Source organism: Citrobacter sp. Ct235 (genome assembly GCF_030332305.1).
Lineage (GTDB): Bacteria > Pseudomonadota > Gammaproteobacteria > Enterobacterales > Enterobacteriaceae > Citrobacter_A > Citrobacter_A telavivensis.
In genome coordinates, this window is sequence record NZ_JAOWIC010000037.1 from 14,259 (window position 1) to 38,219 (window position 23,961).

Consider the following 23,961-nt stretch of genomic DNA (forward strand, 5'->3'; position numbering starts at 1 on the left):
GCTCCCTTTAAATGTTGTACGCCAGTTCAATATTCCCGTCGGCATCGCCGGGACCATTGAAGTAAGCATTGGTGATCTGGACGGTGTTCGTACCGTCAGGAGCGGCGAGGAACGCGCCGAGCGGGCTGGTTTCGGTCGGTGTATCAACGCGCATATAGACCGGCGCGTTCAGGGCAACCGCTGACGCGTCGCCACCGATATTGACCGTGACATAACCACGCTTCAGGTTGTCGCCGGAAAAGTTGAAGCCAGTGCCAACCTGGCGAATCTTGTCGGGTTGTGATGCCGTCGGGTAAGGACGAACAAAAACCCCCGCCAGCACCGTAGCCTCATCGCCCGTTTCAACAGGAACAAATTTTCCGCCAGATATTTTCCCGCCCAGACCATACGCCGCGAATGGCTTTGTGGAATCGAGTACATGAGGCTCGACAGTTAAATCCTGCGGGCGTGAAATAGCCCCGGCGATGCCCGAAGACATCCGGTAAAGAATGGTGTTAGCCATGTTTTAGCCTCGTTTAGCCCAGATTTCTTTCGCGGCTTTGTTGATCTCCGCGATAGATTTTGTGGTGGTAGTGGTCATCGTGCGGAAACTGTCGACAGTCTGCGCGTTAGTGTTGCGGTTTTTCGCCAGTTCAGAAACGGCGTTGAACGCCATATCCACAGTGGCTTTTTTCAGTTTTGTCACATCCGCATCGCCCACAATGGAACGAACCAGTGACTGATCGGCAGCGGCAAGGATCTGGCGTTTGAACGCCGTAGGTTTCGCTTTCGCTGGCAACTGAATGCCTGGCTGAATCAGGTCGGCGCGGTAAGCAGCGTCTCCAGTAACAGCGCCCTCTTCTTCGCCCTTCTCGTCTTCATCTTCGTCAGCCGTCGCCGGAGCAGCCGGAGTGAGCTTCGCCACGGCTTCAATCAGCGCTTTCCCCCACGCCGGGATCTCTTCTTCCGAGTCGGTCGTGACAGGCAAAGTCGGCGCAGGCATTGGACTCTGGGGTGAAAGGTTGATGACCACGCCGCCCGGAGTCACGGCTGTTGATACATCGTCGTTATCGCCAGTCATATTGTCCGGCGGGTTATCGATCAGGTTCGCCATTTCGGCGGCGTCGTTGGTTTTACGGGCCTTTAAAAGCCGGGTAAACCAGTTTTTAGTCGTGCTAGGCATAGCATCCCCTATTTTGCAGCGGAAACCGGCCCGCCCGTTTGGGACAAGGGCCAGATGGTTACCGGTTATCGCAGACTGATTTGCGAGGCCGGGTGAGATTTGTTCATAATCAGCGTCATACCCACAACTGACCTCATCGTCACCATCGTCGATGGCCTGTAACCCCTCGGGGGTTTTAACGATCACATCAGCAAGCAACAGGTCGGATTCTGAACCTTGCCCGCGCCTGACGTTCTGAATGTGCCCGTTGGCTAGCTGGCGCCAGTTCTCCGGTGTGACAAAGATAATTTCCCCGTTGAAGTCTCGAGGGTGGCCGATGGTCACCGCCATACCTTCAAAGGAAGCCATCGCACGCTCACTAAAGACCTCTTCCGGCGTGCGTCTGACAATCACCTTGCCTCTGGAATCCGGTATCAGTTCCGGGCGTTCGGTGGCGTCATACTCCTGCTCGCCAGTGCGCCCTATCGGCACATCTTTAAAGAGCACCGAGCCATCAGCCAACTGGAAACGAGTGTTCCCCAGGCGGGTTTTAAAGAAATATTTCATGAGTTACCTGCCGAATTGCGGGCATAAAAAAGGCCGCCGATTGGCGACCTTAGATTAGTTTGCGATTTAATGAGAACTACTCATCATCTGTTTCGATTGGTGGTAATTTCGAACTAACGATTGCAGCTTCAATATCAGCATTGTCAGGCTTTTTCTCGTATGAAACGAGGTATTTTTTGACGCTGCCGTCAGGTTGAGTAAAGTCATATTCTTCTATATCAAACTCCACAGAACCTGGGGCATTAGGTCCCATCAAGATAGGCTTCAAGTGTTTAGTTTGACCATAGCTTGCGATATTCCGGCATGGTTTACCTGACGACGGAAAAAATAAATATGAGTTCATAATTCATTCCATTTGGTTGTTCTGAATCAGAATATCTATTTTCTCGGTTCGGGTATATGCACTTCTGACCAGCATTCGCAGTTCGGCAGACACCCGGCATGGCCGGTCATACCGTCCAACGTTGGCGGGGCGTCCCAACGCACGAACACATTTTTCATCTTGCGATGCGATGGGCGCGTTCCTGCCCCTTTAACCCGCCACCAATACCCCTCTGACCCAACGGCCTGTGCGCGAGCTTGCGTTAACGCACCAGTAGCCCTGCCTATCTCTGTGCGGGCAATAGTACGCGCACGGCCAGCAGCGACTTCACCAGACTGCATTATCATTTCGTAAAGCTGATCGGGGCGTTCGCCATTGATCACCGCTTGCATAGCGCGCTGCTGTATTTCGGTGACGCGTCCAGCCGCCTCAAGCGGGAGCGACTTCATGTACTGCACCTGCCTGGCGACAATATCCTGCGCCACCTGCCCGACAGGAGTGTTCCCCACCACATCGCGCAGACCGGCGGCAATCTCTTCCGAGACGGATCGCCACTGGTTCCACTCTTCGCGCTCGACCTGATCAAACATTTTGCGACCGACCATTTCCGCCCAGTCGCTGATGACGTCCGAATAGTCCACAAGAATGCTGGCGGTTTTGTCAGCGCTGGCCTGTGAACCATCGTAAGAGCCAGCTACGATTTCCCCGATCTGGTTTGCTATCGCCAACAGGCTTTTGCGGTACTGTATTTCCGAACGCCGGCGGAGGGCTGGTTTCAGATTCATCCTCCTCCCACTGGGTTTTCGCATTATTGATGTCCTCGTCGGATATGGACGCCCCGATTCCTGTCACGTCAGCCATTTCACGCAGGTCCGTCAGCGCGGCCGCTTGCGACATTCCCAGGTCCCGAACCGCTGTCGCCAGGGCATTCGTAGTATTGGTCGCTACAGTAGAACGGTCGACATCGCTCATCTGCCAAAGCGGGTTAAATTCAAAGGTAAAATCGTCTGGCAGAGGTTCGCCAAACTCCGAACGATGCAGCACGTCAAACAACAGTCTGATGTGTGGGCGTAGATCTCGCTCCTGCTGTGTTCCCACGTCGCCGTAATAGTTTGCCAGGTCAGCATCGCCAGTTGAAAAACCCTTTGGCGATTGTCGGAACATACGCACAAGAGGGATCCCAACGGCTCCGGCAATATCTTCCTTAAATTCACTTAACAGGTCGGAAAGCCCAGCGAATGAGTATGAGTGAGTTTCGAACGCATCCTCAGCATCGAATAGGGACATACCTTCATTGGTCTGGAACTGGCGAACCATATCCATTTGCTTGATCAACGCCTCGTACGGTTTCCCGCCCATTGCAATGATCTCGCGAAGCTTTTTTATTTTTGCCGTTCGAAGATGTGCCTTGTATGCTAACTGCGCTGCGCCGACGCTGGTGCTATCGTAAGATGTCAGGCGGTCGAAGATACGTTCGACAACAGACATTCCCCATTCGTTTTCGGTGACCTTCTGCTGATAGGGTAACTTCACACCGTCCATTCTTATGAGTCGGCTGTGGTGCAGGGTCCATGCTGGCAATCCCTGCGCCGTTGTGACGATGTCATAGAACTCTGGTTTGCCGAGGTTAGGACCTAGTGTTTTGATACGGCGGCCTAACTGCGGGTTGAGCATCCAGCGGTCAAGTACAGCCAGCCCCTTGAAACTACCTTTACCGACTTTATCCAGGATCAGCGGGGTCAATGGCGCCTGCCCTTCAATCAGGATCAGCGCCCCTGCGCCACCGTATAGACGCGACCACTTAAGCGACTCATTCAGGCTTTCCCAGAGTTGTAACTCTTCGAACCTGCTTTCAAGTATCCCCCGGCGTTTCGGGTCAATTTCGCTGGTAATGCGAACACCCTTTTTCGTCATGTCATCAGCAATAGCATCAACAGCTACGCCGATAATCCATGAAGAACGGTATGCCCATTCAATCAACAGACGGTTGCGGCTGGTGTAATTTGCTCGATAAGTTGACGCTGCATGCTGGTTAGGTTGCTGCATACCAACGCGAGCAACAAAGTTATCGTACGAATCAGCCGTGGCGACTCGTCCCGTTTTTTTCGCCATGGTTATTCTCCGAGTTTCGCCCAAACATCCATAGAAGTGTCGGTAGGCGCGAACGCCATGATGAAGGCGTCAGCGATGTTTGGGGATGGCACATCACGTTTAGCGAGGTCTTTTTTAGACTCCACCATCACACGCCCGTTTTTATCAAAATCACGGTGCGGCGTGGTCAGTTCAAGCTTGAGTTTTTCCAGCATCGGGCAGGATGAGTCGATGCTAATCAGTTCATCGACGGGATATTGCTCACCATTATTCACGGCATTGAAGGTGTTACGAAAACGGTCCGCCACCAGCCACCAGGCCTGCGCCTTCAGATTGGCGAAAAAGTCCTTGTTGGGGATCCCATTGTACTCATCGTCTGGTTCATGGACCGCAGCACCAGCATTGAACCGTTGATAATTTACTCTTGTGGAGTACATATTCTCGAGTTGCCTGGCGTTGTTGATTTCTGAGAACTTGGCACCTGCAGAAGCCCCTACGCCGATTGAGTCATAAACAATATCTGCGCCGCGCTCCATAGCGGATTGATAGGTCCGCTGGCAGCTCTTCAGTAACTCGTCTTCTTTGGCCTTCCATTCCTCAGCCCAGTACACGATGGATCCGTGGCGATAAATATTGGCGCATTTATCCGCACCACTATCTGCGACATCAAAACCAATACGCTTACGACCGCTGGGCTCGAAGTTCAAAATTTTGTGAGCATCTACTGCAGCTTCTATCCAGGACAGTTTGATGATGGCCGCATCATCATCCGATTCTGGCACTCCCTCATACACATGCTTAAACCCATCAGGATCGCGCCGTCTGGCGGCATCGATAACTTTCAGCATGGTGTCAGAAAGGAACGGATTTTCGTTGTAGTTTATTTTTCGGATCAGAGTATCTTCCGGTGGGTCGACTACGAAGTTACGCCAGACAAAATCAGTTACCAGTCCAGGGTTGAAGATGAACCAGCACTCCGAACCACTTTTACGGATTGTTGGTTCCAGTATTTTCCACTGGTATTCCGTCAGCGCATGCGCTTCCTCCAGCCACAAGACGCTGATACCTTCCAGCGACTTTATCTCTTCAATATTTCGCCAGAGTCCGTAAAAAACAAATTCAGAACCGGTAACCCGGTTGATGATTTTATTGTTCAGGATGCGGAAGCGATGACGCAGGCCAAAACGCTCAATCTGTATTTTTAGGAGGGTATAAACCGACTCTTCAATTTTGTTCTGGATCTGACGTGCACAGCAAAATCGCAGGTTGTATTTATTAGCCAGAAATATTGCAAACCCGGCAGCATCCCATGATTTTGACGAGGAACGTCCACCGAAAAGCACTTTGTTTCGCGCCTGCGTCGTCCAGAAATTTCGCAGTACCGGATTAAGTGTCGGTCTGGATGTCAGAGTAGAAGTCATTGAGGTCACGTTCTCCGTTGCCGTCGTCAATGCCAGCATCACGACGCAGACGATCTGCCTCAAGAGACACTTTATCGGTCGCCGCAACGCGGTAATCGGTATCAGCGAATATTTTGTTAACTGTCGCCAGCGTTCCGGTAATAGATTCTATTCGCACGGTGTTCCGCATCATGGCGTTCTCAGCAGCCCTGATGTTTTCCATCAGCACCTTTCGAGCCTGCACCTCCTCAATGCCAATATCCTCAAGCATGGTTATCCAGCGCCCGATGTTTTCTGCCGCAACCAGGTTACTCGCACGGAGCCGGAATAATTCATCCTCCAGCGTCAGGGCTCTGGCATCTTCGATAACCTCATCTTTGAGCAGGAGACGTCGGGCATAACCGCCATGCTTGAGAGCTTGCTGATTACCGGGCTTGAATGGATTGGTTGGAGGTGACCGCCTTGTGCCGCGTATCGGTTTCGTATCTGGAGAATTTGAGGGTTCAGGACAATCTTTGTCGTTCTTACCCTTAGGCAACATGAGGCGTTTACTGACTTTCCCCTTCTGCGAATTCGCACTTTTATTCGCAGTTTTTTTTTGCGAATTCGCAGTTCCATTCGCAATTTTGATATAGCGCTTTGCGCTGGCGTAGTTCAGTCCCTGCGCTTCACACCAGTCTTTGGGGGAGATACCGGATTTAGCATGCTCGGCGAGGAACTGGTGTTGCAGTGCTCCCCAGTCCGGTTTTGCCATATCTGATCACCTGCCTGTTTGTTATTATCGAAGCCCCTCAGCGAAGAGCTTCTGTAATACTTTGCCACTTCCCGGAGTGGCCACGCTCATGCCCTTGAGTTGCTGTCGCATCATCGCCGCTGATAACCGGTGCGCGTTTGGCGATCGCGCTGCCTTCCCGGAGCTTATTGTTATCTATGAACCCTTACCCATCACTACACAGGCTCGCCATTACGCGACTCGGAGCAGCATCACTACTGCTGCATTGCCTATCGGCTGCGGTCAATCCGCTTAATGCTTCATGGTCTTATCCTCGCGTGGGGATATTTAGTAATTTATCCGCACAAGGGGATAAGGCTCATTTTCGGTCCTGCTCGATTTGACGTATGCCAGCCAGTTGGTTATTCGCTTTTTCAATAGTGGCCAGTAACGGCTTAATCCAGAGAACGGCCTGGCAATACGTCAGCGAGCTGGTGGAAGCGGTGCTATTACTGGCTGCGTTAGCGTTACCGGAATCGGCGTGCATTGCCCCGGTACGTAAACGGTTCGCGTATTCGAGCAGCCCACCAGCGACATCAACAGGAACAGGCAGATCACAAGTTTTTTCACGTCGGAGGATCTCCCGGTATTCGATAACAGTTTTATCAGTGCTGGCATCAATCAGAGAATTGTTGCGGTTAGTGAATTCAGCAACCTGGTTAAACCGGTTGAAGTTGAGTGCCTGAGTGGCAATAACCTGTCCCTGCAGCGAGTTGTCATTGCGAAGCACATCGTTATCACTCTGAAGTAGAGCGACATCAGAACGGCTATTTTCCAGCAGGATACACAACACGGCGACAACGATAACCATGGTCATCACCGCCAGTGGCTTCCAGTATTTTCCCGTCAATGTAAGCATCATAACTATCAGTCCGCGCTTTATATGGACGTAAAAAAACCGCCACAAGGGCGGTTAGCATTACTAAGATACCATTTTAGTCTTCCACTCCACCTGGGTTTACAGGCTTTGTGATTTCCCTCAAGCGAACAACAGGACTACCGCGACCATCACTAACGGATGTTCGGATTGTCTTGTCGTCCCTTGGCGTGAAGGTTACTTCAACATCAAATCCCATCGCTGCATGCTCGTCGCACAAATAAGCATTGGTATTGTGGGCCCAAATTGCAGATAAATTATCCAGCTCACGTCTCAGACGAACACCGATAATTTTATCTGCATGTCTACCACATCCGTCAATGATGCATGTTCCTGACATTATTTTTTCCTTCTTTGGTTAACCAAGAAGGAAACTACCACAAACCAGAAGCCTATTCAGCCTTTTTGCTATAACTTATTACTCCGCCTAATCTTTTTCTCTTCAGGCCTAGTCTCTCTTTTGCAACAAGGCAGTGTTCTTCCAGCAATTCAAAACCCACTGTCTTTCTTGCAAGACGCTCCGCCACCAGAAGAGTTGTCCCAGAACCTGCAAACGGATCCAAAACAACATCCCCTTCAGCAGTGAATAAACGGATAAACCACTCGGGAAGAGACTCAGGGAATGCCGCGCTATGGCTTTTATTACCACATTCGGTGGCCATATGGAGCACGTTTGTTGGATAAGCCATATCTCTACCTTTCCAGTTAGATATGTTTTTACCGAAGCCGCTTCCAACACGAGATTCATCGCGGGTTACATCTCTGGCGCTCAGTTTTTTTAGTCGTTCATTTTTCCAGTCTCCCATAGGCACCATTACAGCTTCCTGATACATCGAGAATTTTTTACTTTTGGTGAAATGAAGACAGCGTTCCCATGAATCTCTGAACCGGTTTGGCCACTTTCCAGGGAATGAATTCTTTTTGTGCCAGATGTATTCTTCTGTCCACAACCAGCCAAGCTCTCGCATTTTAAGAATAAGTTCTAAAACATATGTATGTCTTTCGCCATTCACGGCTTTTTCTTTAATGTTAAGAACAAAGGATCCTGAGGGCTTAAGAACCCGTAGCAGTTGCTCAGCTATAGGTGAAAACCAATCAACATACTGGTCAGGAGAAATGCCACCATAGGTTCCCTTTCTCTGGTCTGCATACGGCGGCGATGTAACAATCAGGTCGACTGATGAGTCTTCCATCATTGACAACATACTGAGGCAGTCCCCTTGGTAGAGATTCACATCATCAGTATGTATATTAATCGTCGTTTTTCTAAGCATCCCTGAATACCTCAAAGCTAAAGTACCAGAAGAATAGCAGGCAATTCTCACGCGGTCCATCTCTTTATTTACTGGACGCCAGTTCGACTGCGCGAACAAACGTATCGAAGCCGTAAGGCTGACTGCCGTTCTCGTGCTTAATGATGGCCTGCAACAACTTCATCATGAAACGACTGTCGCTGGTATCGATGCGCTGGTCGGGGGAAACGCCCGTCGCCTGAGCCACGCTATTGATATACGACTGTGTGTTGTTCTCATTCGGCGGTGCCCAGCGTTTAATAATGCCGCTTACCGTGTTCAGCCCGTGCTTACGCTGGTAATTGCGCAGGATGATGATCATCGCCCGGACACCATACTCAGACGTGGTGAACTGGCAAAATGATTTATCTGTACGCTGTGCTTTGGGTACCAGACCCTGCCATTCGTCACCCCAGCGGATATTGCCGGGATTGTTGTTGCGGATACCGCGGGAAACATTACTGGTTGTCATCGTTCACTCCTGCCTTTTTTTTAAGTGCGCTGATAGCGATCTCGCGCAACTTGTCCACCCCGACGAATCCAATCACGCCACCAACAAAGGGTGATATCGATACCGGAAGCCCGACAACATCAAGTGCACTGGTGATACATAAAGAAAGAGCGCCACAAAGGACGCCCTCGAGCCATTTATTCTTACGGGTGGCACCGTCGTATATCAGTCGACCGTAGGCAATGAGTCCGGCCATTGACGCCCCCAGAATCTGGGGCCACGCATTTTTGAGTCCGGTCAAAACCGCAGCCCAGAATTCAGGGTTTTTGTCATTCATTTTCATAGCCTCACCTCGCATAGTTAGCGGGTGCTGTGTGTGTTTGAAAGGAGTCAGGCTTCACGGGCTGGATTTTCAACAAAGCACGTAGTGATTGATTCCCGTGAGCCTGAAATAAAAAACCCGCTCAAGGCGGGAATGTGAGGGTGTGGCAATGTCAGCTCTGCGGCTGAAGATACCCTGGCTGGGTTTTGGTGGGCCGTGAAGGATTCGAACCTGTCTACCCTTCCCTTATGAGGGGACCGCTCATACCAAATGAGCTTCCGGCCCGGAAACGAAAAAGCCCCGCATTTAGCGAGGCTCTTAATTCTTTGTCGACCTACGAAGCTATGGCGACGATATCAGATTTACATAAAATGTATGCTATTTAATTGACTTTTGCAATACCATGCCGCGAAAAAGTCGTTTTTTGTTGTGAACGTGATCGAGAAACCGTCAGCAAAGCCTGGCTATCCAGGCCCTGGAAAATTTCCCCCATAGCCCGCCAGTAGACAGAATAGTTATGGCTCCAGTTATCAGGTTTAATTCCGATCATAGAAGCAGGAGCATAACGTAAGCAGCCCTCCCTGCCTGAAATCTCTGCTTTTGCATTCTGAGCCGCCAGCCAGATGAGCTGACGCAGGCGATCTACCGTTTTCTTTGCAATGCGCACACCTGCAAATTGCTGGTTGAATTGCTCCCATGCCCAGCGGACAATCGTCTCCTGGTGTTCCCAGCGGATATTGTCGCTGTAGGTCCAGAGCAGCCAGGCTTTCTGATGCTCATCCAGCGACAGGACTGCGCGGCGCCACGATGCGGTGCCAAACTCTACCGGGCTTACCAGCGCGATGGATGATCCCTTGGCGCGGGATTGGCTACCGCTCATCGGCGGGCCGTCGGGGTTAACCATGCGCTTTTTCTGCACGTCATAGACTTTCTTCCGGCCCCGGCTACGCGCCGTCGCCTCAAACGTCGCGTTTTCAGCAAATGCGACAAGTTGCCCCTTCGTCGCCCCGCTCAGATCTGCGGTCGCCACAATGAGCTGCTGACGTACATATTCCAGTTGCTGATTGTTCATTGTGTGGCTCCTGCAAGGTGATAAATGCGAACGAAGTTACGAAGGATACGGTAATCCACCAATACAGATCCCGGGCGTCTGTAGATGCGCAGGCGCAGCCAACGAGTGCGGAATATCTCGAGCGTTTCTGGCTTCATGCTGCCTCCAGTTCGGTGATTGTCAGCTCGAGCTTTCCGCCTTTGACGACTGGCATTCTCTTCACGCTGTAGTAATCGACCTGCTGATCATCAAGCCAGAACCCGGACTTAGTCAGTGCGTCGAATGCGGCCTTTTGCAGGTTGTCCAGGTCACGGCGACGGCGATCCGGCATATGGCACTCGATACGGATTTTCACTGGTGTGGCCAGGCCGATATCCAACATTGAGTCTTTGATGATTCTGGCGACGATATCCCGGTACGCCTGCCCTTCTGCGCTGATATGCGTGCGCCCGCGGTTATGCCGGTAGTATCGGTTGTTGCTCGGCGGCCATGGCAATGAGATACGGTATTGGTTCATAATTTCACCATCCCCTCTTTCAGCCAGATAACCTGAGTTCTGGCCATGCCTTCCAGCGCACACTCCTTCGCATATTCCGCATCAACCAGGTGAGTACGGCGGTCGATCTCATCGTGGCAACTGCTGCATGCAATGGTGGCAATAAGGTCTGGCGGTTTGATGCCGGTGCCACATAACCCGGCAATGCGAATATGAGCCAGCACAGATGTCTCAGGGTTACCGTTGCATACTCCCGGAATACGCACCTGGCATTCCCGGCCACGCGCAGCTTTTCGAAGATTAGCCATGCTTATCCCCATCCTTTTTGTCGGAAGGTTCTCGGCGTCCGCGCCGGACGTCCGCACTCCGGCAATTTCACGCTGACCGTCCAGGTAAGGAAATCAGGGTTGAGGCTTTTTTCGGTCCTGATACCGCGAGCCCGATAATCTGCAATCAAGCGTTCTGCCTGCTCGTTGGTACATTCCGTGTGGTGAAAATATGAATATTTCATCACCCTCACCCCGCAAAGCTCATAAGCTGGGCGGCGGCATTCTCGGCCTCTTCCCTGCTGTTGAACGTGCGGGACAATATCCAGCGCCAGAGCACATCCAGAGCAGATTTATACAGATCCTGGAATTCGGTTTCGTCCATGTTCGCGAAGGCGATACTACGGGGATGTTTGCGGAGAGTTCCATCTGGTAACTGGATTGCGTCATAGTGCCCGGCTTCGACGGTCACCCATGCGCGGTAAGCGTCGAAGGATTTGCACAGACTTATGCCGTTCGTGATACGCCGACTGGCGATCTGCTCCAGATACTGCTCAGCAGCATCCAGCAGAGCGCTTTCATTTCCGCCGTATGAGGCAAGGAATCTGGCATAACCATTAACGAGTTTGCGTTCATTTGAAGAAATAGCGCCGCCGGTTGGTTCCCAGTATTCAAACCCGAGATTCAGGAGCGCAAAGAAACGGCGATGGAATGCAGGATTCCTCACCTGGCGAAACTCAGCCACCAGCACAGCGCCGAGCTTGATTTTTGATTGCAGAATATCGCTGGTCTCCGGCGTCGCGGGGATCAGAATTCCTGAGGACTGCTTGATGAGTTGTAGTTCGTGCGCCATGGTATTCCCCGTGGCGCATAATTGTCAGGCTACTGGTTGTTCAGGCCAGTGAGTGAATTATGATTGTGTATGCAGCAATAAGTCAATTTCCAGGAGTCATTTCCCTGACGACTTCCATGATGGTGTCTTTTGACCAGTAAAGATCATCCCTGGATAGTTTTCTGGTTGTCACTGTCCCATCCCTGTTTGAAATGATAAACCGGTCATCTGTTTTGATCCCGAAAGACAGAACCTCCCGCCCTTTCCCATCAGTTATGGTCACCCGAAAATTATCAGCAAGATCTGATTGAGCTATATCCGCCACGTAATCCCCCTGAGCGACATACAGACGCGATTATAAATGTCGGCAGCAGCATCAAAGGTATACACAATGCGGTATTCGGATAAATGCGCGCCAGCCCCAAGCGCAATGTCAGTAAAACCAGTCGTCAGCGCTTTCCCAGGTTTCCTGGAGGATCTTCTCAATTTTCTTTTTGTCGTCCTTATCAGCCCCGAAAACGCTCAAACCGTCAGAACCAGCCCGCCGAATTATTAGACTGCAATCCTCATACTGATGATTAAGGCGCTTCAGCAGTTCTTTCTCCAGTGCAGGCAGCGCTCCCTTTGGAAGTTCTTTAGTGCGATCAATGGTTATTTCAACTTTCATAATGGCCTCCATTGCACATACTGTATTTTTATACAGTATACCTATGAGAGAAAATGATCAACGTCTTAAGGGCACAAATTGTTAAGTTATTGTCAGCAGTAAATAACAAAACCCGCCGTAGCGGGTTGAATTGAATAATATTTTTAGGCGGCAATTTCTTTCGTCTGGCAGAGTTCCGGCAAGTTGGCGCGCACCAGCGCTTCAGCGAACGGTGGCGGGACTGCGTTGCCACAGCGTGCTACCTGCTTGTCTTTTGCGTATTTCACGCCACGATAATCTCGGTCGATGATGTACCAGTCAGGGAAGCCCTGTGCACGGTAAAGCTCGTGCGGCTGAAGCATGCGCATACCGATATCGACGATGCGGTACGTTATCCCATCGATGTCGACCATCCCGGTGCATTCCTCGCCGCAGTATTCACGCAGAAACGCCAGTGCCTGCTGTGCGCGGTATTCGTCGTAGTCGTCAACCGCCAGAGTGGTTTTGACTTCCCCGACATGCAGGCCGCCGGCCGTAACTGTCGGCATTGGTTTACTCGTGGGCTGACCATCGCGACAGGTGCCGCGCAGTTTTACCAGGTGAGAAGCCACAACAGCATGATGATCGACCGTCGTCACCGAGTGGACTGGTTCATCCAGCCCGACGCCCGGCCCCGTATAGTTGCCGCCGTAGTGCTTCGCCAGAAATGCGCTGGCCACGGCGAACTTGTTACCACCAGCGGTTACTGTCCCCAGCGGCTTTTCAAGCTGCAACACGCGCGGGTCCTGCCCCGGTCTTTCGCCATAACCCATCTGGATCAACGTTGGCGTCACCAGTTGTGAATGACCACCGCCGCCCGCCGTAATCGTCGCGCTCGGCTCGTCTGCCCGGTGACCGATGCTGGCCCCAAACTGGCGAGCAATAACCGGCGCAACCAGACAGGCACGAGACTGTTTCAGGATGGTGTGAGCGGGTTTATCCAGCGGGCGCGGCTTTGCCTGGTACTCACTGCCACCGTTACCAGCCAGGAACGGTGTAAGCGCGGCCTCAACGATGCCGAGGGCATGGCCATTCCCGCCCGGGCGCCGCGATGTGCCGGCAGTGATTGTCGGAACTGGTTGTGTGACATCCTGCCCTGTCGCGCCTGTTCTGAATTTCGTCAGGTGCGGTACCGCGATTGCGTAGCCGTGGGTTTTGGTGATTGTCTGCAGCGGTTCTTCCAGCGACTGGCCCCGGAAGCAGTCGTAATGCGTTTTGGTGCTGGTATGGTTGCACTTCACGATAAATGGCGACGCGCTGTCGATTACGAAACGCTGAATGCCGCGCGCGATGCGCTTGAGCGTATTCACTGCCAGTGGCTTTTTGCGGTCGAAGATCGACGGAGCTGGAATAGTCCAGTCGATGCACTCCGCAGCGGTGCGCCACGGCAACAGCTTGCCAGCCTGAACCGCCGGTGATTTCGGATCCCCGTGTGTTGGCTCCGGCCACACTATAGGTTTCCCGTCACAGCGCATAACCATGAAGAAGCGTTTTCTGATCGTCGGCGCACCGTAGTCACAGGCGCGAAGTTCGCGATACTCAACAACATAACCCAAACCTTTTACCAGCATGGCGGCGTCCTCGCTGTCGAGAGGAATACCCAGGAATTCGCAGCACTCCACCAGCGCAGGATGATCGGCAGAAATTCCGGTAGTCAGCATGCCAATGAACGCTTCAAAAGTTTCACCTGTACGGGCCGGGTCTGGTCGCATTTCTCCAGCCAGTAGCGGTCCCCACGTTTTAAACTCTTCGACGTTCTCCAGTTTCATCACCCTGGGTTTTACATCCAGCCCCCAGCGCAGTGTCACCCAGGCCAGACCGCGTATCGCTTTTTCTACTGGCTTTGCACCTTTAGCTTTCGAAAAATGGCGGCAATCCGGGGAAAACCACGCAAGCGCAACCGGGCGGCCAGCAGTCGCAACTTTTGGACTGACGTCGTATACAGATTCGCAGTAGTGCAACGTATCAGGATGGTTTGTCGTGTGCATCGCCACGGCGTTCTCATCGTGATTAATCGCAATATCGACGCTTCGACCAATCGCCATTTCAATACCGGTTGACGCGCCACCACCACCAGCAAAATTATCAACAATGATTTCTCTCACGCGTAATTCTCCATCGCGCTTGCCAGCGAACGGGCAGCTGTAACAATTGACGGTACCGGCATTTTCTCCAGCCACATCCTGTTTATGTGATGCTGCAGGCGTCGCTGGTGGTGAGAAGGGAGATCACTGGCATTCTCGACCTGAGAAAAAACCATTTTCACCTCCGCTGGCCAGACGGTTTCAGGAACATCCACCAGCAGCAGATTTTCCAGCTCAATAATCCGGTTGGTTGCGTATTGCAGTGGCTGATCCATCACTTGTGCTCCTGCTGTTGATCCGCTTTGATGTGCAGCCGCGGTTCTCCGTCTTTCGGTTCTGGCCACTGGCGCGCCATATTCACCTTCAGCTTTTCTTCCATTGCCGCGGTGATTTCACCGTCACTGATACCAGCGCGCCGCTGTGCGTCCCACAACAGGAACTGCATGTCAGCCCACTCGCTGAGGTCGTCAGGTTCTGCTGCGGCTTCCAGCGCCTCTTTAGACAGATGCTTAAGTGGACCAATCGGGCCAACATTGCCAAACGTCTTATCTGACCATTCAGCATGGCGCTGCCGGATTAGATTGCGAAGTTGGAGTGATGCGCCCTTCTCAGCCTCCAGCGATGCCAGCGCGATTTCAGCGACGCGCAAGCGGATAGCGGCGTATTCCTTTTGCCGACCGCTATCGGTATCCATAGCCAACTGCCAAACATCAACGTTTTCCTGCGCGATCTCAATTAACTGCTCTTTGGTGAATCTGGTAGTGGTCATGGGTTAGTCCTCACTTTTGAAGCTTCTTTCGTGACCGTTCTTTTTGAGCATGCGGTCAATAAGGCCAACATAACGCGCCCAAGCTTTGTCTGAATCATCCTCACCGCTACCGATCATTGATGCGCAGTCATCGGTGAGGCGCTTAATTGCTTCAAGTTGAGCGGGGGTGACATCCAGCTTCATACTTGTCCCCCCTTATCGATGCCAGCGGCGACCGCGCTGATTGGTTTGATGCTTTCCAAGAGCAACCGGCGGTGCATGTTAGGCGCGCCCCAGCGGTAACCAGTCGTTTTGTCGTAGGATTCACAACGCCCGACAACCCATGAGTTTTCAGTGGAATGTAGTTTCAGCCGTTTTTTCCCGTCGCGAGTTATCACGATCCCGGTGTGCGTTTTGATAGTTTTCACGCTGACACCCTCCCACCTAACCGTTTCAATCCGTGATTCTGTTTGCTCACTTCGCGCGCCGCATCCCGTAGTTTGTACAGACGCTCCAGTTTGGCTTTCGTCCGGCGGATCTCGTTTGAAATAAAACGGACATTAGGGATAAGCAGGTCATCTGGGCACGCTCCGTGTAAGGCCGGTTCTGCCAGGTCATCGGCATTGTATTTTTGCTCCTTTTTGGCAGTGACTTCTGACGCGGGAATGTGAACTGCTTCCGGCGTTGTCGGAATACAGGACCAGGTAACGCCCTTCCCTGAACCGTTTTTCACAATCAGCCCTCGGTCAGAAAAGTGACGCAGCGTTGTACCCAGGCCACGAGGATTACGTTTGAGCAGTTCGGCAAGATCTGACGTGTTCATCGAACCATTTCCGGTAAGCAGATCGATAACCATTTCCGGGGTGACGGGAGAAGGTTCGGCTCCGCGCACAACTTTGGAGCTTTTGCGCGGCGGTGTAGTTCTTTTCGGGGTAACGGCTGGCGCCGTAATAACCTTCGGAACTGATGCATCGTTGCTTGCAATATCCCAGTAGCCGTTGATGAAAGTCACAGTTCCGCTTTCTTCCTGTTCGCGAAGCATAGTCAGAGCTTCAACCGGTTCGATTTTCAGGCGCGCGGCAATTTCACGTGCAGTCGCTTTTCCCATTACGCTTAATACACTTATTACGGTTTCCATAGTGTCTCCTGTTAGATCAAACCGGCGTCTTTGCGTTGTTTGTACTGAGCCAATAACAGCTCTGCTGGCGTTGGGCCACTTGCTTTCGCTGGTGCCGCGAGTGCTCTGCGGACTGGCGGAACGGGTTTACCTTCGGCAGCCCTCTTCTCCCATCCAGCCAGGACTTTTGAGGCTGCCTGACGCAGCTCCTTCTCGGTCATTTGCCGATCAGTACTCTGGCGACGAAGCTCAATGCAGATGTGATACAAAACCGGTGCTGGCCATGGATATTGCTCGCTGGTCGGATAGCGGAAAACCAGCCTGCGCCATTTCCAGTACTCAGCCATCACGTCGTCAACGGTGATACCAAGCAGGCAGCGTTCTTCCTTGCACCATGCAACGAACTGACCAGGCGATGGCAGGAATGGTTTTTCCTGGCGACGAGCAACGCGCATTCCAGCGGCAACTTGTTCCATGGTGGTGATCCCGTTTTCATGGAAAGCCAGGACCCACTGCCGACGTAATTCGTTGAAATCGTTTTGTTCCCGGAATCCTGCCATTGCAGCGGGGAATGCTGCACGTAAGGCACTGAACAAGGCATTGAATATTTCAGCCGTTTGCTCAGCTTGTGGACGTTCTGCTGGCGTTTCTGGCATGTCGTGAGCAATGCGGAGAAAGGTCTCGCGATCGCAATTCATAAGCTGCTCAGATAGTCTTTCCATCGAACACCTCGTTTATCCAGTCTGTGTTGTTGAAGTCGATAACCTGAGAGGAACTGGTTATCGTACGGCGACCAGCAGCCTCACGCTGGAGACTGAGTGTGTCCCACTTGGCGCGCAGCTTTGCAGGAGAAAGGATGTTGGTATGCCAGAACGCGTCTCTGCTTGCCCACAGGAATAACTCGCAGATCTCCCGATGGGTGTGGCCATCCAGTTCTCGCATTAGACGTACGTCGTTAGCCCAGGACACGAGACTGGGTTTCTTTGGAAAGGGTTTTACTTTTTCAAGTAGAGCGATGATCCACTCTGCGCATTGTTGGTCTGCAACTGTTCCCCATTTAGTGAAGTTGGGGGTGTAAATTGCAGCATCAGGATGGGTAGATAAAAATCTTTTCAGGCGGTCGCCAGAGGATTCGAGAGAATTCTCTGACGATGATCTTTTAATATTGTTATTGTTATAGTCTTGGGTGTCTACCGTTTCCGGGAAGGTTTTTCCCGTTTTAGGGAAGACTTTTCCCGATTTCGGGAAGGTTTTTCCCGTTTTCGGTTTGTCTAAAATCCAGGCAGATAGCTCAGTATTTATACCAACCATTTTCATCACGCCTTGCTTATGACTGAAAATAATTCCACGTTCAGCCAGAGACCTGATCGCATCAGAAACATGCGAATCTGACAGACCGGTCAGACCTGAAATTACTGTATTCGTAACCCGGTCCTGTTTTTTATTCCATCCGTAGGTAAGCCAGATCACCGCTTCAAGGCACTGCCATTCCCGCCCTGACATGCGAAGGCGCGGTTTCAGCTTCTGAATCTCATTTGCGATCCTGGTGTACCCGTTGGACAGGTCGGCCATGTGACCTCCTGCTTGTTCGGTTTTCATGGGGAAATTGATAACTTCAGCGGTATTTGACATACTCATCTCCGCAATTACCTACCGTTTTTGCACCCGAAAGCCGTTGGTGTTCGAGCACCGCGGCTTTCACCTTTTCATAACAGTCCTTTTTGCCTGTCACGTTTAGCGCGTTTCGATTCAAACCGATCCGCCGGCAATGTTTGTTTCTCAGCCCATAATTTCGCGTGGCGTAAAACATCATCAAAAATCCTCCCTTTCCTGCTCGCCTGGCTCATGCGCTTGTACATATCGACAGCCTGAAATGCCCCCCCCCTGCGCTACTGCCGCAGTGAAGCCCTGCCGGATTAACTCTTCCCGGACGTGCTTTTCTATAAATTCCATATGATTCATGGATTAATCCCACCCTAACGGTCCAGGCCTTGCTCGTTCTGCTTTCAGCCCTATATCCGCGAGAGTTTCAACTGACGCCAGATATTCCCGGGATACCAATACCGCTTCCGGTGGAGCAGCCTGGATCCCCAGAAATGCCAGCTCTTTCGCCATATTGCTGAAATGCCCCTCAGCTTTACGTCTGCTGGCTGTCGACTCGCTAATGCCCATATGCTCTGCATATGACTTCTGACCAACTAACGAAAGCCGGTTGAGCAGAACGCTCTCTATCTCAATCGGGTTGATAACTGGCGGATCTAACTTTCGTGCTATTGCGTTCTCCATAGTTGAATATCCTCTGTATGAATTGGTGTGCGGTTTAATCCTGTTGGCCTGGCAACCCGTCGGTGGGGTTTGGGTAAATATCGCTACGAACCTCATGAGGGGTGATTTTCCAGTCCAGTAACTTGCAGATCGGGAGCACTCGATGCGCGGGAACTTCATGGTTTAGCCACAGGCTCACCGCCTGAGACGTCGTACCAAGCCGTTTAGCAATTTCCGTTTGTGTCGTGAGTGCGCAGATCTGACGCTTTAATTCAGGGGTCATATAGTCTCCTTAACAATTTCAAGAAAAACTATACATGCAAATTTTAAGAGTTTCTAGTTTTTCTTGAACAAGACTTGAAGTGATGTTCGCAAGGCGGCCTTGTAGAATGAATGGTATGAAAGAAGAAAATCAAAACTTCGCTTATCGGATTCAACTGATCCTAAAACTTACTGGCTGGAATTTATCTGAGCTGGCGCGTAGGGTTGCAGTTAGTCCGCAAGCAACTCACCAATGGTCTCGCGGAGACACAACTGCCAGAGGGGAGCGCCTCAAACGGCTTTCTGCTGCCACAGGCAAACCTGGCCACTGGTTCTTCCTACCACCTGGCGAGGAGCCGAGTGAGGAGGAATTGCAGGAATTAGCCAGAACAACTCCTCTTGATGATAAAGAACAGGCTTTACTGGCTTTGTTTAACCAAATGCCAGAAGCTGAGAAAAACAGACTTATCGTCCACGCAAAGGGTGTTTTGAAAGAGCTTGATCTACTTAAAGGTGACGTTGCTGACATTATAAAAAACATATCAAACTAGCCTTTCATGCAGCACAGCATTCGCTATGTGCTGTTTTTTTACACCCTCAATTTAAAGTTTTTCTATAAATCCACTTTACAGTTTCTAGAATTACTTGTAATGTTTATCCCATCGACAACAAGCGCATCGTTGTCAGGTGATAAACGTTCTGGCAGCCGGGAAGACGGCAAGGGGAAAAGTATGGCAAAGGCATACGAGGAATACTTTGAAGGTCTCGCCGAAGGCGAGGAAGCACTGAGCTTCGCAGAATTTAAAGAGGCTCTGTCATGAAAGCAACCAGCTCAATTCCTAACAGCGGGCGCGCTGTACCAATGCGGAACATCCGTACTGGCGCAGCATGGCAGGTTTCATTTGACTACCGAGACGGCACTTACTGGCACGAACCGCAGGGAAATCTGCGCAACATTCGCCGACCGTATGCCTCACGAACCATTGAACCAAATCTTGTACCGGCGGGGACACATTGATGGGAACTCTGTACGCATTAGTGCTGACGATCGCCATGACAAATGGTGATTACCAGGAAGCTGTTATTGGTGTTTTTGGAAGTGAAAGAGAGTGTCTGTCGGCAGCAAGTGAGCAAAGCAGCGTCACCAATTGTTACCCGGTTGAGAAGATTATCCGCGCCGATGAAGTTCAGGCGGGGGAAGGCGTAAATCTCTGAGGGGGAAAAGTGGAAAAGGAAAGGTCATGCGCTTACTGCAACAAGTCCATTGAGCAAGGCAAGGAAGTAAAAAACGTATTGCTCTATCTCAACGGCCCACAGTTGGCACAGAAAGAAAAAGAATATTGCTCTAAGCAATGCGCTGAATACGACCAGATGGCGCACGAAAGTTAAATAGCAGTCCTGAAATATGAAATGAAAAATTCGCCATTAATTTGGTGCGGCTTCTTACACCCTTAATTTAATAACTGGAGATTTTATGGAAATCGTAAAAATCGAAATGAACCTGAAAGCAGTGAATAAAGAAGTGGCTGCATTCAACTGCGAGAAGAAAGTATCAGGCGTTATTCACTCAACTACAAACGGTGAAACAACAGTCATTCTCGACGGTGGCTATGTGCTTGGCAAGTTCGACTGTCCTCTCTGCGCTGTAGAGGCAATTTCAATACTGTCCGTGAAAGTGAGTGATGGCGATAACGCCGGGTTTGGTAACTACCGCAGCTACAAACTCGATTACTCAGAAAAAGTTTTCAGCACCGTTAATTAAGCGAAAGCCCACCGAAGTGGGCCCGCCATGTCCGGTCTCACCGACCAAAGCGAACCGGACATTTCTACCTGGTAAATCAGAGGTGTCATTAAAGCACCTCTTATCTACACGGTATTAATTCTACACAATTTATTGAGGACAAAGCAATGAGTGGAACTAATCCTGTATTTTTAGTCCGCAAAGCAAAAAAATCATCAGGCCAGAAAGATGCTGTTCTCTGGTGCAGTGATGATTTCGAATCGGCAAATGCCACGCTGGATTATCTCCTGATTAAATCTGGCGCAAAGCTGAAAGATTATTTCAAAGCTGTCGCTACTAATTTCCCTGTCGTCAACGAGCTGCCGCCGGAAGGCGAATTGAGCTTAACCTTTTGCGATTTCTACCAGCTCGGCAGCGACAACATGACCTGGGCGCAAATTCCAGGCGTGACACTGCCATCATCTGAAGCCGTTGCCGCCGCCCGTCAGCGTATCGTTGACGGTGTTGATACCGAAACAGGCGAAGTGCTGGAAGACCATACAGAAACCTTTGGCAACGAAGATAACGCTGTAAAGCCTGGAGATCTCCCTGCTTACGCTTACAACGTCAACGGCGAACTGATGGAGGAAGTGGAAAAGGAAATGAACCAGCCGGTCGCCAGAATGAGCGAACGCCACCGCATACTCTCTCAGTTCATTCTTGATGATGCATTCTCACATCACGTGACACCGGTACAGCTCGCCGAAGTAAGCCGCCTTGAACTGGACATGAGTAACAGTTATATCCAGGACATGTTGCTTGCCTGCCATAACGTACCAGCCATTCAAAAGCTGGATACTCCAAACCTGTGGAAATTTACTGACGCCTTTAAACGAATTTTCCCACAGGACAAACGACACACCCTGCATTTGATGATGAATTTTGCACAAGCATTTGTTGATACAGAATACATCGATCGTGGCCTGCTCGTTAAAGAATGGGTGAAAGGCAATCGTGTGTCTGAAATTAATCGCACACCATCTGGCGCGAACGCCGGTGGCGGTAATAAGACTGACCGTCTTACTCCACTGACAAAAACCGGGCTCGAATATGAAATAGCACTTGGCCTGATCGCCCGTAACAAAGAGTTCGATATTTACAGCCCTTCCTTCGAGATCGATGTTGAAGCCAACGCCATTATGAATCTCTCCCGCTCAGGGGAAGATAACGTACTCGATGAATTTATTGCGACCTGCAAATTGTTTGAAGAAATGCTTGGTGGGATGGATTACTCCCGCGCCTGCAATGTCGCTACGGTAAAAACAACACCAGAGGAACTGTTTAAATCTCCTTTCCGTCATCGCGAGTATCTAAATCGTGTCATGACTGAAACCGACCACGCACACCCGGATGAAATGATCGTTGATATCGCCTGCGGTCGCTCATCAATGCCAATGCCTCAGAAGGTGACAGCAGAAGAAGTGAATAAAATCCTTGCGGCTTCACGTGGTGATTACGTTGAAGGAATCAGCGACCCGAACGATCCGAAATGGGTGAAGACAGAGACAAGCCAGCAGACCACGCAACCGGAAAAAGCTGCCGATGGCATTTTTGACGCTGCCGCTTTAATCAAGAACTCTTCGACTCATGGCACTAAAAAGGATCCGGAGACCACCAGCAATGTGCAGGTTCAAGAAACTAACGGTGATGAAAAACAGGCTGGTGATGCGCTGTACACAGGCGAAAGTAATCTGGGGAATGGTGAAGAAGCAGATGCCGGAGAGCAAGCCATTCTGAACCAGAGTCAGGCTGAAACGCACCAAAATGCCGACTCAGTAAACCATTCTGAACCAGAAGCGCAACAAAATGCGCCGGAAACGCAACTGGATGAACCAGCACCGGAGTGGCCGTCATACTTCGAGCCTGGCCGTTATGAAGGTGTGCCAAACGACGTTTATCACGCCGCAAATGGTATCAGTTCAACGATGGTAAAAGACGCACGAGTGAGCCTGATGTATTACGACGGGCGCCACGTATCTAAAACCATCAAGAAAGAACGCTCCAAAGTTCTGGATATGGGAAATCTGGTTCATGCGCTGGCGTTACAGCCTGAAATTCTGGATGAAGAGTTCAGCATTGAACCGGTTATCCCGGAAGGCGCTCTCACGACGACAGCAACGATCCGCGCAGTTATCGACGACTACAACAATGGTTTGCCGGTGCAGCTCAGCGCAGACGATATTAAAAGGTTCCTGGAGGAATACAACGCCACCCTGCCGCAGCCAATTCCTTTAGGCGATGATGTTACCCAGACTGGCGAAAGCTACATGTCGTTACCGCCTGAATTCCAGCGAGTGGACGAAGGCCAAAAAGTTACAGCAGCCAAAATGAAGGCGTGCATCAGGGAATACAACGCCACTCTGCCGGCGCAAATGAAAACCAGCGGTAGCCGCGACACGCTACTGGAGCAACTGGCAATCATCAATCCTGATCTCGTTGCGCAGGAAGCACAGAAACCTCAACCGTTGAAAGTATCTGGCACCAAAGCGGATCTGATTCAGGCAGTGAAATCCGTCAAGCCTGACACAGTGTTTGCCGACGAGCTGCTTGACGCATGGCGAGAAAACCCAGGCGATAAAATCCTTGTTACCCGCCAGCAATACGCTACCGCGCTGGCTATCCAGTCTGCGCTCTATGCCCACCCTGAGGCAGGTAAGTTACTGCAAAACCCAACACGCGCCGTTGAAGTCAGCTATTTCGGCATTGATGACGACACCGGGCTTGAAATCCGTGTTCGACCGGATGTTGAACTCGAGTACGAAGGTCTGCGTATCGGCTTCGACCTGAAAACAATCAGCATGTGGGATGTGAAGGAAGATGCCCTGAAATCGCGGCTTCACCGCGAAATAACCATGCGTGATTACCACCTCAGCGCCGGTATGTACTGCAACGTTGCCGATCTGGACAAATTCGCCTGGATCTTCGTGAACAAAGACGAGGGTTATCACTGGGTGGCTGTTGTGTGGGCTTCGGAATCACTGCTGGAACTCGGAAAGCTTGAGTATTGCCAGACGATTCGTTCCATCGCGAACGCCATGGACACTGGCGAATGGCCAGCACCGATAACTGAAGACTATACCGACGAACTGAACGATTACGATCTGCGCCGTCTCGATGCGCTGCGTGAAATGGCTTAAGGGG

General features: G+C 51.1%; 34 protein-coding genes, 1 tRNA gene and 2 pseudogenes. 7 read left to right on the plus strand and 30 right to left on the minus strand.

Features of this window, described 5'->3' with window-relative positions:
- Positions 1–7: 7 nt before the first annotated feature.
- The 30 genes and pseudogenes from OGY35_RS03890 to OGY35_RS04035 form a co-directional block, all read right to left on the minus strand.
- Positions 8–502, minus strand: a complete 495-nt coding sequence (locus tag OGY35_RS03890; protein ID WP_286631471.1) for a structural cement protein Gp24 — start codon at positions 500–502, stop codon at positions 8–10.
- A 3-nt stretch (positions 503–505) separates the two neighbouring features.
- Positions 506–1,708, minus strand: a complete 1,203-nt coding sequence (locus OGY35_RS03895; protein ID WP_286631472.1) for a DUF2213 domain-containing protein — start codon at positions 1,706–1,708, stop codon at positions 506–508.
- A 76-nt stretch (positions 1,709–1,784) separates the two neighbouring features.
- Positions 1,785–2,051: a hypothetical protein gene (locus OGY35_RS03900; RefSeq protein WP_286631473.1), complete on the minus strand. Its 267-nt coding sequence runs from the start codon at positions 2,049–2,051 to the stop codon at positions 1,785–1,787.
- 35 nt (positions 2,052–2,086) lie between these two features.
- Positions 2,087–2,635 carry a phage head morphogenesis protein gene (locus OGY35_RS03905; protein WP_353655474.1) on the minus strand — a complete coding sequence of 183 codons (549 nt, stop codon included), beginning with the start codon at positions 2,633–2,635 and terminating at the stop codon, positions 2,087–2,089.
- A 55-nt stretch (positions 2,636–2,690) separates the two neighbouring features.
- On the minus strand, positions 2,691–4,142 hold the full coding sequence (locus tag OGY35_RS03910) for a DUF1073 domain-containing protein (protein WP_286631474.1): 1,452 nt from the start codon (positions 4,140–4,142) through the stop codon (positions 2,691–2,693).
- Between the two features lie 2 nt (positions 4,143–4,144).
- Entirely contained in the window at positions 4,145–5,542 is a 1,398-nt protein-coding gene (locus OGY35_RS03915) for a PBSX family phage terminase large subunit (protein WP_192477545.1), read from the minus strand.
- Positions 5,508–6,275, minus strand: coding sequence for a hypothetical protein (locus OGY35_RS03920; protein WP_353655473.1), 768 nt, complete (start codon positions 6,273–6,275; stop codon positions 5,508–5,510). Before OGY35_RS03920 ends, OGY35_RS03915 begins: the two co-directional genes overlap by 35 nt.
- A gap of 337 nt (positions 6,276–6,612) precedes the next feature.
- Complete coding sequence (locus OGY35_RS03925; protein ID WP_286631475.1) at positions 6,613–7,155, minus strand: hypothetical protein; 543 nt, start codon at positions 7,153–7,155, stop codon at positions 6,613–6,615.
- A 73-nt stretch (positions 7,156–7,228) separates the two neighbouring features.
- Complete coding sequence (locus OGY35_RS03930) at positions 7,229–7,510, minus strand: hypothetical protein (RefSeq protein ID WP_061069740.1); 282 nt, start codon at positions 7,508–7,510, stop codon at positions 7,229–7,231.
- 52 nt (positions 7,511–7,562) lie between these two features.
- Positions 7,563–8,444: a DNA-methyltransferase gene (locus tag OGY35_RS03935; RefSeq protein ID WP_061069739.1), complete on the minus strand. Its 882-nt coding sequence runs from the start codon at positions 8,442–8,444 to the stop codon at positions 7,563–7,565.
- 64 nt (positions 8,445–8,508) lie between these two features.
- The gene (locus OGY35_RS03940; protein ID WP_061069738.1) at positions 8,509–8,934 is read right to left on the minus strand and encodes a structural protein; all 426 of its coding nucleotides are present in this window, start codon (positions 8,932–8,934) and stop codon (positions 8,509–8,511) included.
- The gene (locus tag OGY35_RS03945; protein ID WP_081097267.1) at positions 8,921–9,250 is read right to left on the minus strand and encodes a phage holin, lambda family; all 330 of its coding nucleotides are present in this window, start codon (positions 9,248–9,250) and stop codon (positions 8,921–8,923) included. The genes OGY35_RS03940 and OGY35_RS03945 overlap by 14 nt, the downstream gene beginning before the upstream one ends.
- Positions 9,251–9,442: 192 nt before the next feature.
- Positions 9,443–9,520: transfer RNA gene (locus OGY35_RS03950), tRNA-Met, on the minus strand.
- Between the two features lie 97 nt (positions 9,521–9,617).
- Positions 9,618–10,307, minus strand: a complete 690-nt coding sequence (locus tag OGY35_RS03955) for a bacteriophage antitermination protein Q (RefSeq protein WP_286631476.1) — start codon at positions 10,305–10,307, stop codon at positions 9,618–9,620.
- Positions 10,304–10,444: a YlcG family protein gene (locus OGY35_RS03960; RefSeq protein ID WP_286631477.1), complete on the minus strand. Its 141-nt coding sequence runs from the start codon at positions 10,442–10,444 to the stop codon at positions 10,304–10,306. The genes OGY35_RS03955 and OGY35_RS03960 overlap by 4 nt, the downstream gene beginning before the upstream one ends.
- On the minus strand, positions 10,441–10,803 hold the full coding sequence (rusA, locus tag OGY35_RS03965) for a crossover junction endodeoxyribonuclease RusA (RefSeq protein WP_284885679.1): 363 nt from the start codon (positions 10,801–10,803) through the stop codon (positions 10,441–10,443). Before rusA ends, OGY35_RS03960 begins: the two co-directional genes overlap by 4 nt.
- The gene (locus OGY35_RS03970; RefSeq protein WP_286631478.1) at positions 10,800–11,090 is read right to left on the minus strand and encodes a DUF1364 domain-containing protein; all 291 of its coding nucleotides are present in this window, start codon (positions 11,088–11,090) and stop codon (positions 10,800–10,802) included. Before OGY35_RS03970 ends, rusA begins: the two co-directional genes overlap by 4 nt.
- Before the next feature lie 2 nt (positions 11,091–11,092).
- Entirely contained in the window at positions 11,093–11,293 is a 201-nt protein-coding gene (locus OGY35_RS03975; protein WP_042999741.1) for a hypothetical protein, read from the minus strand.
- A 5-nt stretch (positions 11,294–11,298) separates the two neighbouring features.
- Positions 11,299–11,901, minus strand: a complete 603-nt coding sequence (locus OGY35_RS03980; RefSeq protein ID WP_061069733.1) for a DUF1367 family protein — start codon at positions 11,899–11,901, stop codon at positions 11,299–11,301.
- Between the two features lie 412 nt (positions 11,902–12,313).
- Positions 12,314–12,547 (minus strand): DinI-like family protein, encoded by a 234-nt coding sequence (locus tag OGY35_RS03985; protein ID WP_152951849.1) that lies wholly within the window; start codon positions 12,545–12,547, stop codon positions 12,314–12,316.
- A gap of 143 nt (positions 12,548–12,690) precedes the next feature.
- Complete coding sequence (locus OGY35_RS03990) at positions 12,691–14,670, minus strand: DNA cytosine methyltransferase (protein WP_286631479.1); 1,980 nt, start codon at positions 14,668–14,670, stop codon at positions 12,691–12,693.
- The gene (locus tag OGY35_RS03995; protein ID WP_286631505.1) at positions 14,667–14,924 is read right to left on the minus strand and encodes a hypothetical protein; all 258 of its coding nucleotides are present in this window, start codon (positions 14,922–14,924) and stop codon (positions 14,667–14,669) included. The genes OGY35_RS03990 and OGY35_RS03995 overlap by 4 nt, the downstream gene beginning before the upstream one ends.
- Positions 14,925–14,950: 26 nt before the next feature.
- Positions 14,951–15,289: pseudogene (locus tag OGY35_RS04000) on the minus strand (dATP/dGTP pyrophosphohydrolase domain-containing protein); the annotation flags it as partial.
- A 132-nt stretch (positions 15,290–15,421) separates the two neighbouring features.
- Complete coding sequence (locus tag OGY35_RS04005; protein ID WP_061070299.1) at positions 15,422–15,601, minus strand: hypothetical protein; 180 nt, start codon at positions 15,599–15,601, stop codon at positions 15,422–15,424.
- Entirely contained in the window at positions 15,598–15,825 is a 228-nt protein-coding gene (locus tag OGY35_RS04010) for a hypothetical protein (RefSeq protein WP_286631480.1), read from the minus strand. Before OGY35_RS04010 ends, OGY35_RS04005 begins: the two co-directional genes overlap by 4 nt.
- Positions 15,822–16,535, minus strand: coding sequence for a hypothetical protein (locus OGY35_RS04015; RefSeq protein WP_286631481.1), 714 nt, complete (start codon positions 16,533–16,535; stop codon positions 15,822–15,824). The genes OGY35_RS04010 and OGY35_RS04015 overlap by 4 nt, the downstream gene beginning before the upstream one ends.
- A gap of 11 nt (positions 16,536–16,546) precedes the next feature.
- Positions 16,547–17,236, minus strand: coding sequence for a replication protein P (locus tag OGY35_RS04020; protein WP_240874400.1), 690 nt, complete (start codon positions 17,234–17,236; stop codon positions 16,547–16,549).
- The gene (locus tag OGY35_RS04025) at positions 17,220–18,146 is read right to left on the minus strand and encodes a phage replication protein O (RefSeq protein ID WP_152951854.1); all 927 of its coding nucleotides are present in this window, start codon (positions 18,144–18,146) and stop codon (positions 17,220–17,222) included. The genes OGY35_RS04020 and OGY35_RS04025 overlap by 17 nt, the downstream gene beginning before the upstream one ends.
- Before the next feature lie 333 nt (positions 18,147–18,479).
- Positions 18,480–18,800, minus strand: coding sequence for a CII family transcriptional regulator (locus OGY35_RS04030; protein ID WP_160377055.1), 321 nt, complete (start codon positions 18,798–18,800; stop codon positions 18,480–18,482).
- 34 nt (positions 18,801–18,834) lie between these two features.
- A complete protein-coding gene (locus tag OGY35_RS04035) occupies positions 18,835–19,062 on the minus strand; it encodes a transcriptional regulator (RefSeq protein WP_042997807.1) in 228 nt (75 codons plus the stop codon).
- A 115-nt stretch (positions 19,063–19,177) separates the two neighbouring features.
- Here OGY35_RS04035 and OGY35_RS04040 point away from each other — a divergent pair, with 115 nt between their 5' ends.
- The 7 genes and pseudogenes from OGY35_RS04040 (at position 19,178) to OGY35_RS04065 (ending at position 23,957) form a co-directional block, all read left to right on the plus strand.
- On the plus strand, positions 19,178–19,591 hold the full coding sequence (locus OGY35_RS04040; protein ID WP_082195349.1) for a transcriptional regulator: 414 nt from the start codon (positions 19,178–19,180) through the stop codon (positions 19,589–19,591).
- Between the two features lie 6 nt (positions 19,592–19,597).
- The gene (locus OGY35_RS04045; RefSeq protein ID WP_286631506.1) at positions 19,598–19,861 is read left to right on the plus strand and encodes a hypothetical protein; all 264 of its coding nucleotides are present in this window, start codon (positions 19,598–19,600) and stop codon (positions 19,859–19,861) included.
- Positions 19,858–20,058: a hypothetical protein gene (locus OGY35_RS24535; RefSeq protein ID WP_080070728.1), complete on the plus strand. Its 201-nt coding sequence runs from the start codon at positions 19,858–19,860 to the stop codon at positions 20,056–20,058. Before OGY35_RS04045 ends, OGY35_RS24535 begins: the two co-directional genes overlap by 4 nt.
- On the plus strand, positions 20,058–20,255 hold the full coding sequence (locus OGY35_RS04050) for a DUF1482 family protein (protein ID WP_286631482.1): 198 nt from the start codon (positions 20,058–20,060) through the stop codon (positions 20,253–20,255). Before OGY35_RS24535 ends, OGY35_RS04050 begins: the two co-directional genes overlap by 1 nt.
- A gap of 9 nt (positions 20,256–20,264) precedes the next feature.
- On the plus strand, positions 20,265–20,429 hold the full coding sequence (locus tag OGY35_RS04055; protein ID WP_286631483.1) for a YdaE family protein: 165 nt from the start codon (positions 20,265–20,267) through the stop codon (positions 20,427–20,429).
- 21 nt (positions 20,430–20,450) lie between these two features.
- Positions 20,451–20,802 (plus strand): annotated as a pseudogene (locus tag OGY35_RS04060) (DNA breaking-rejoining protein).
- 146 nt (positions 20,803–20,948) lie between these two features.
- Positions 20,949–23,957 carry a RecE family exodeoxyribonuclease gene (locus tag OGY35_RS04065; RefSeq protein WP_286631484.1) on the plus strand — a complete coding sequence of 1,003 codons (3,009 nt, stop codon included), beginning with the start codon at positions 20,949–20,951 and terminating at the stop codon, positions 23,955–23,957.
- The last annotated feature ends 4 nt before the right edge of the window (positions 23,958–23,961 follow it).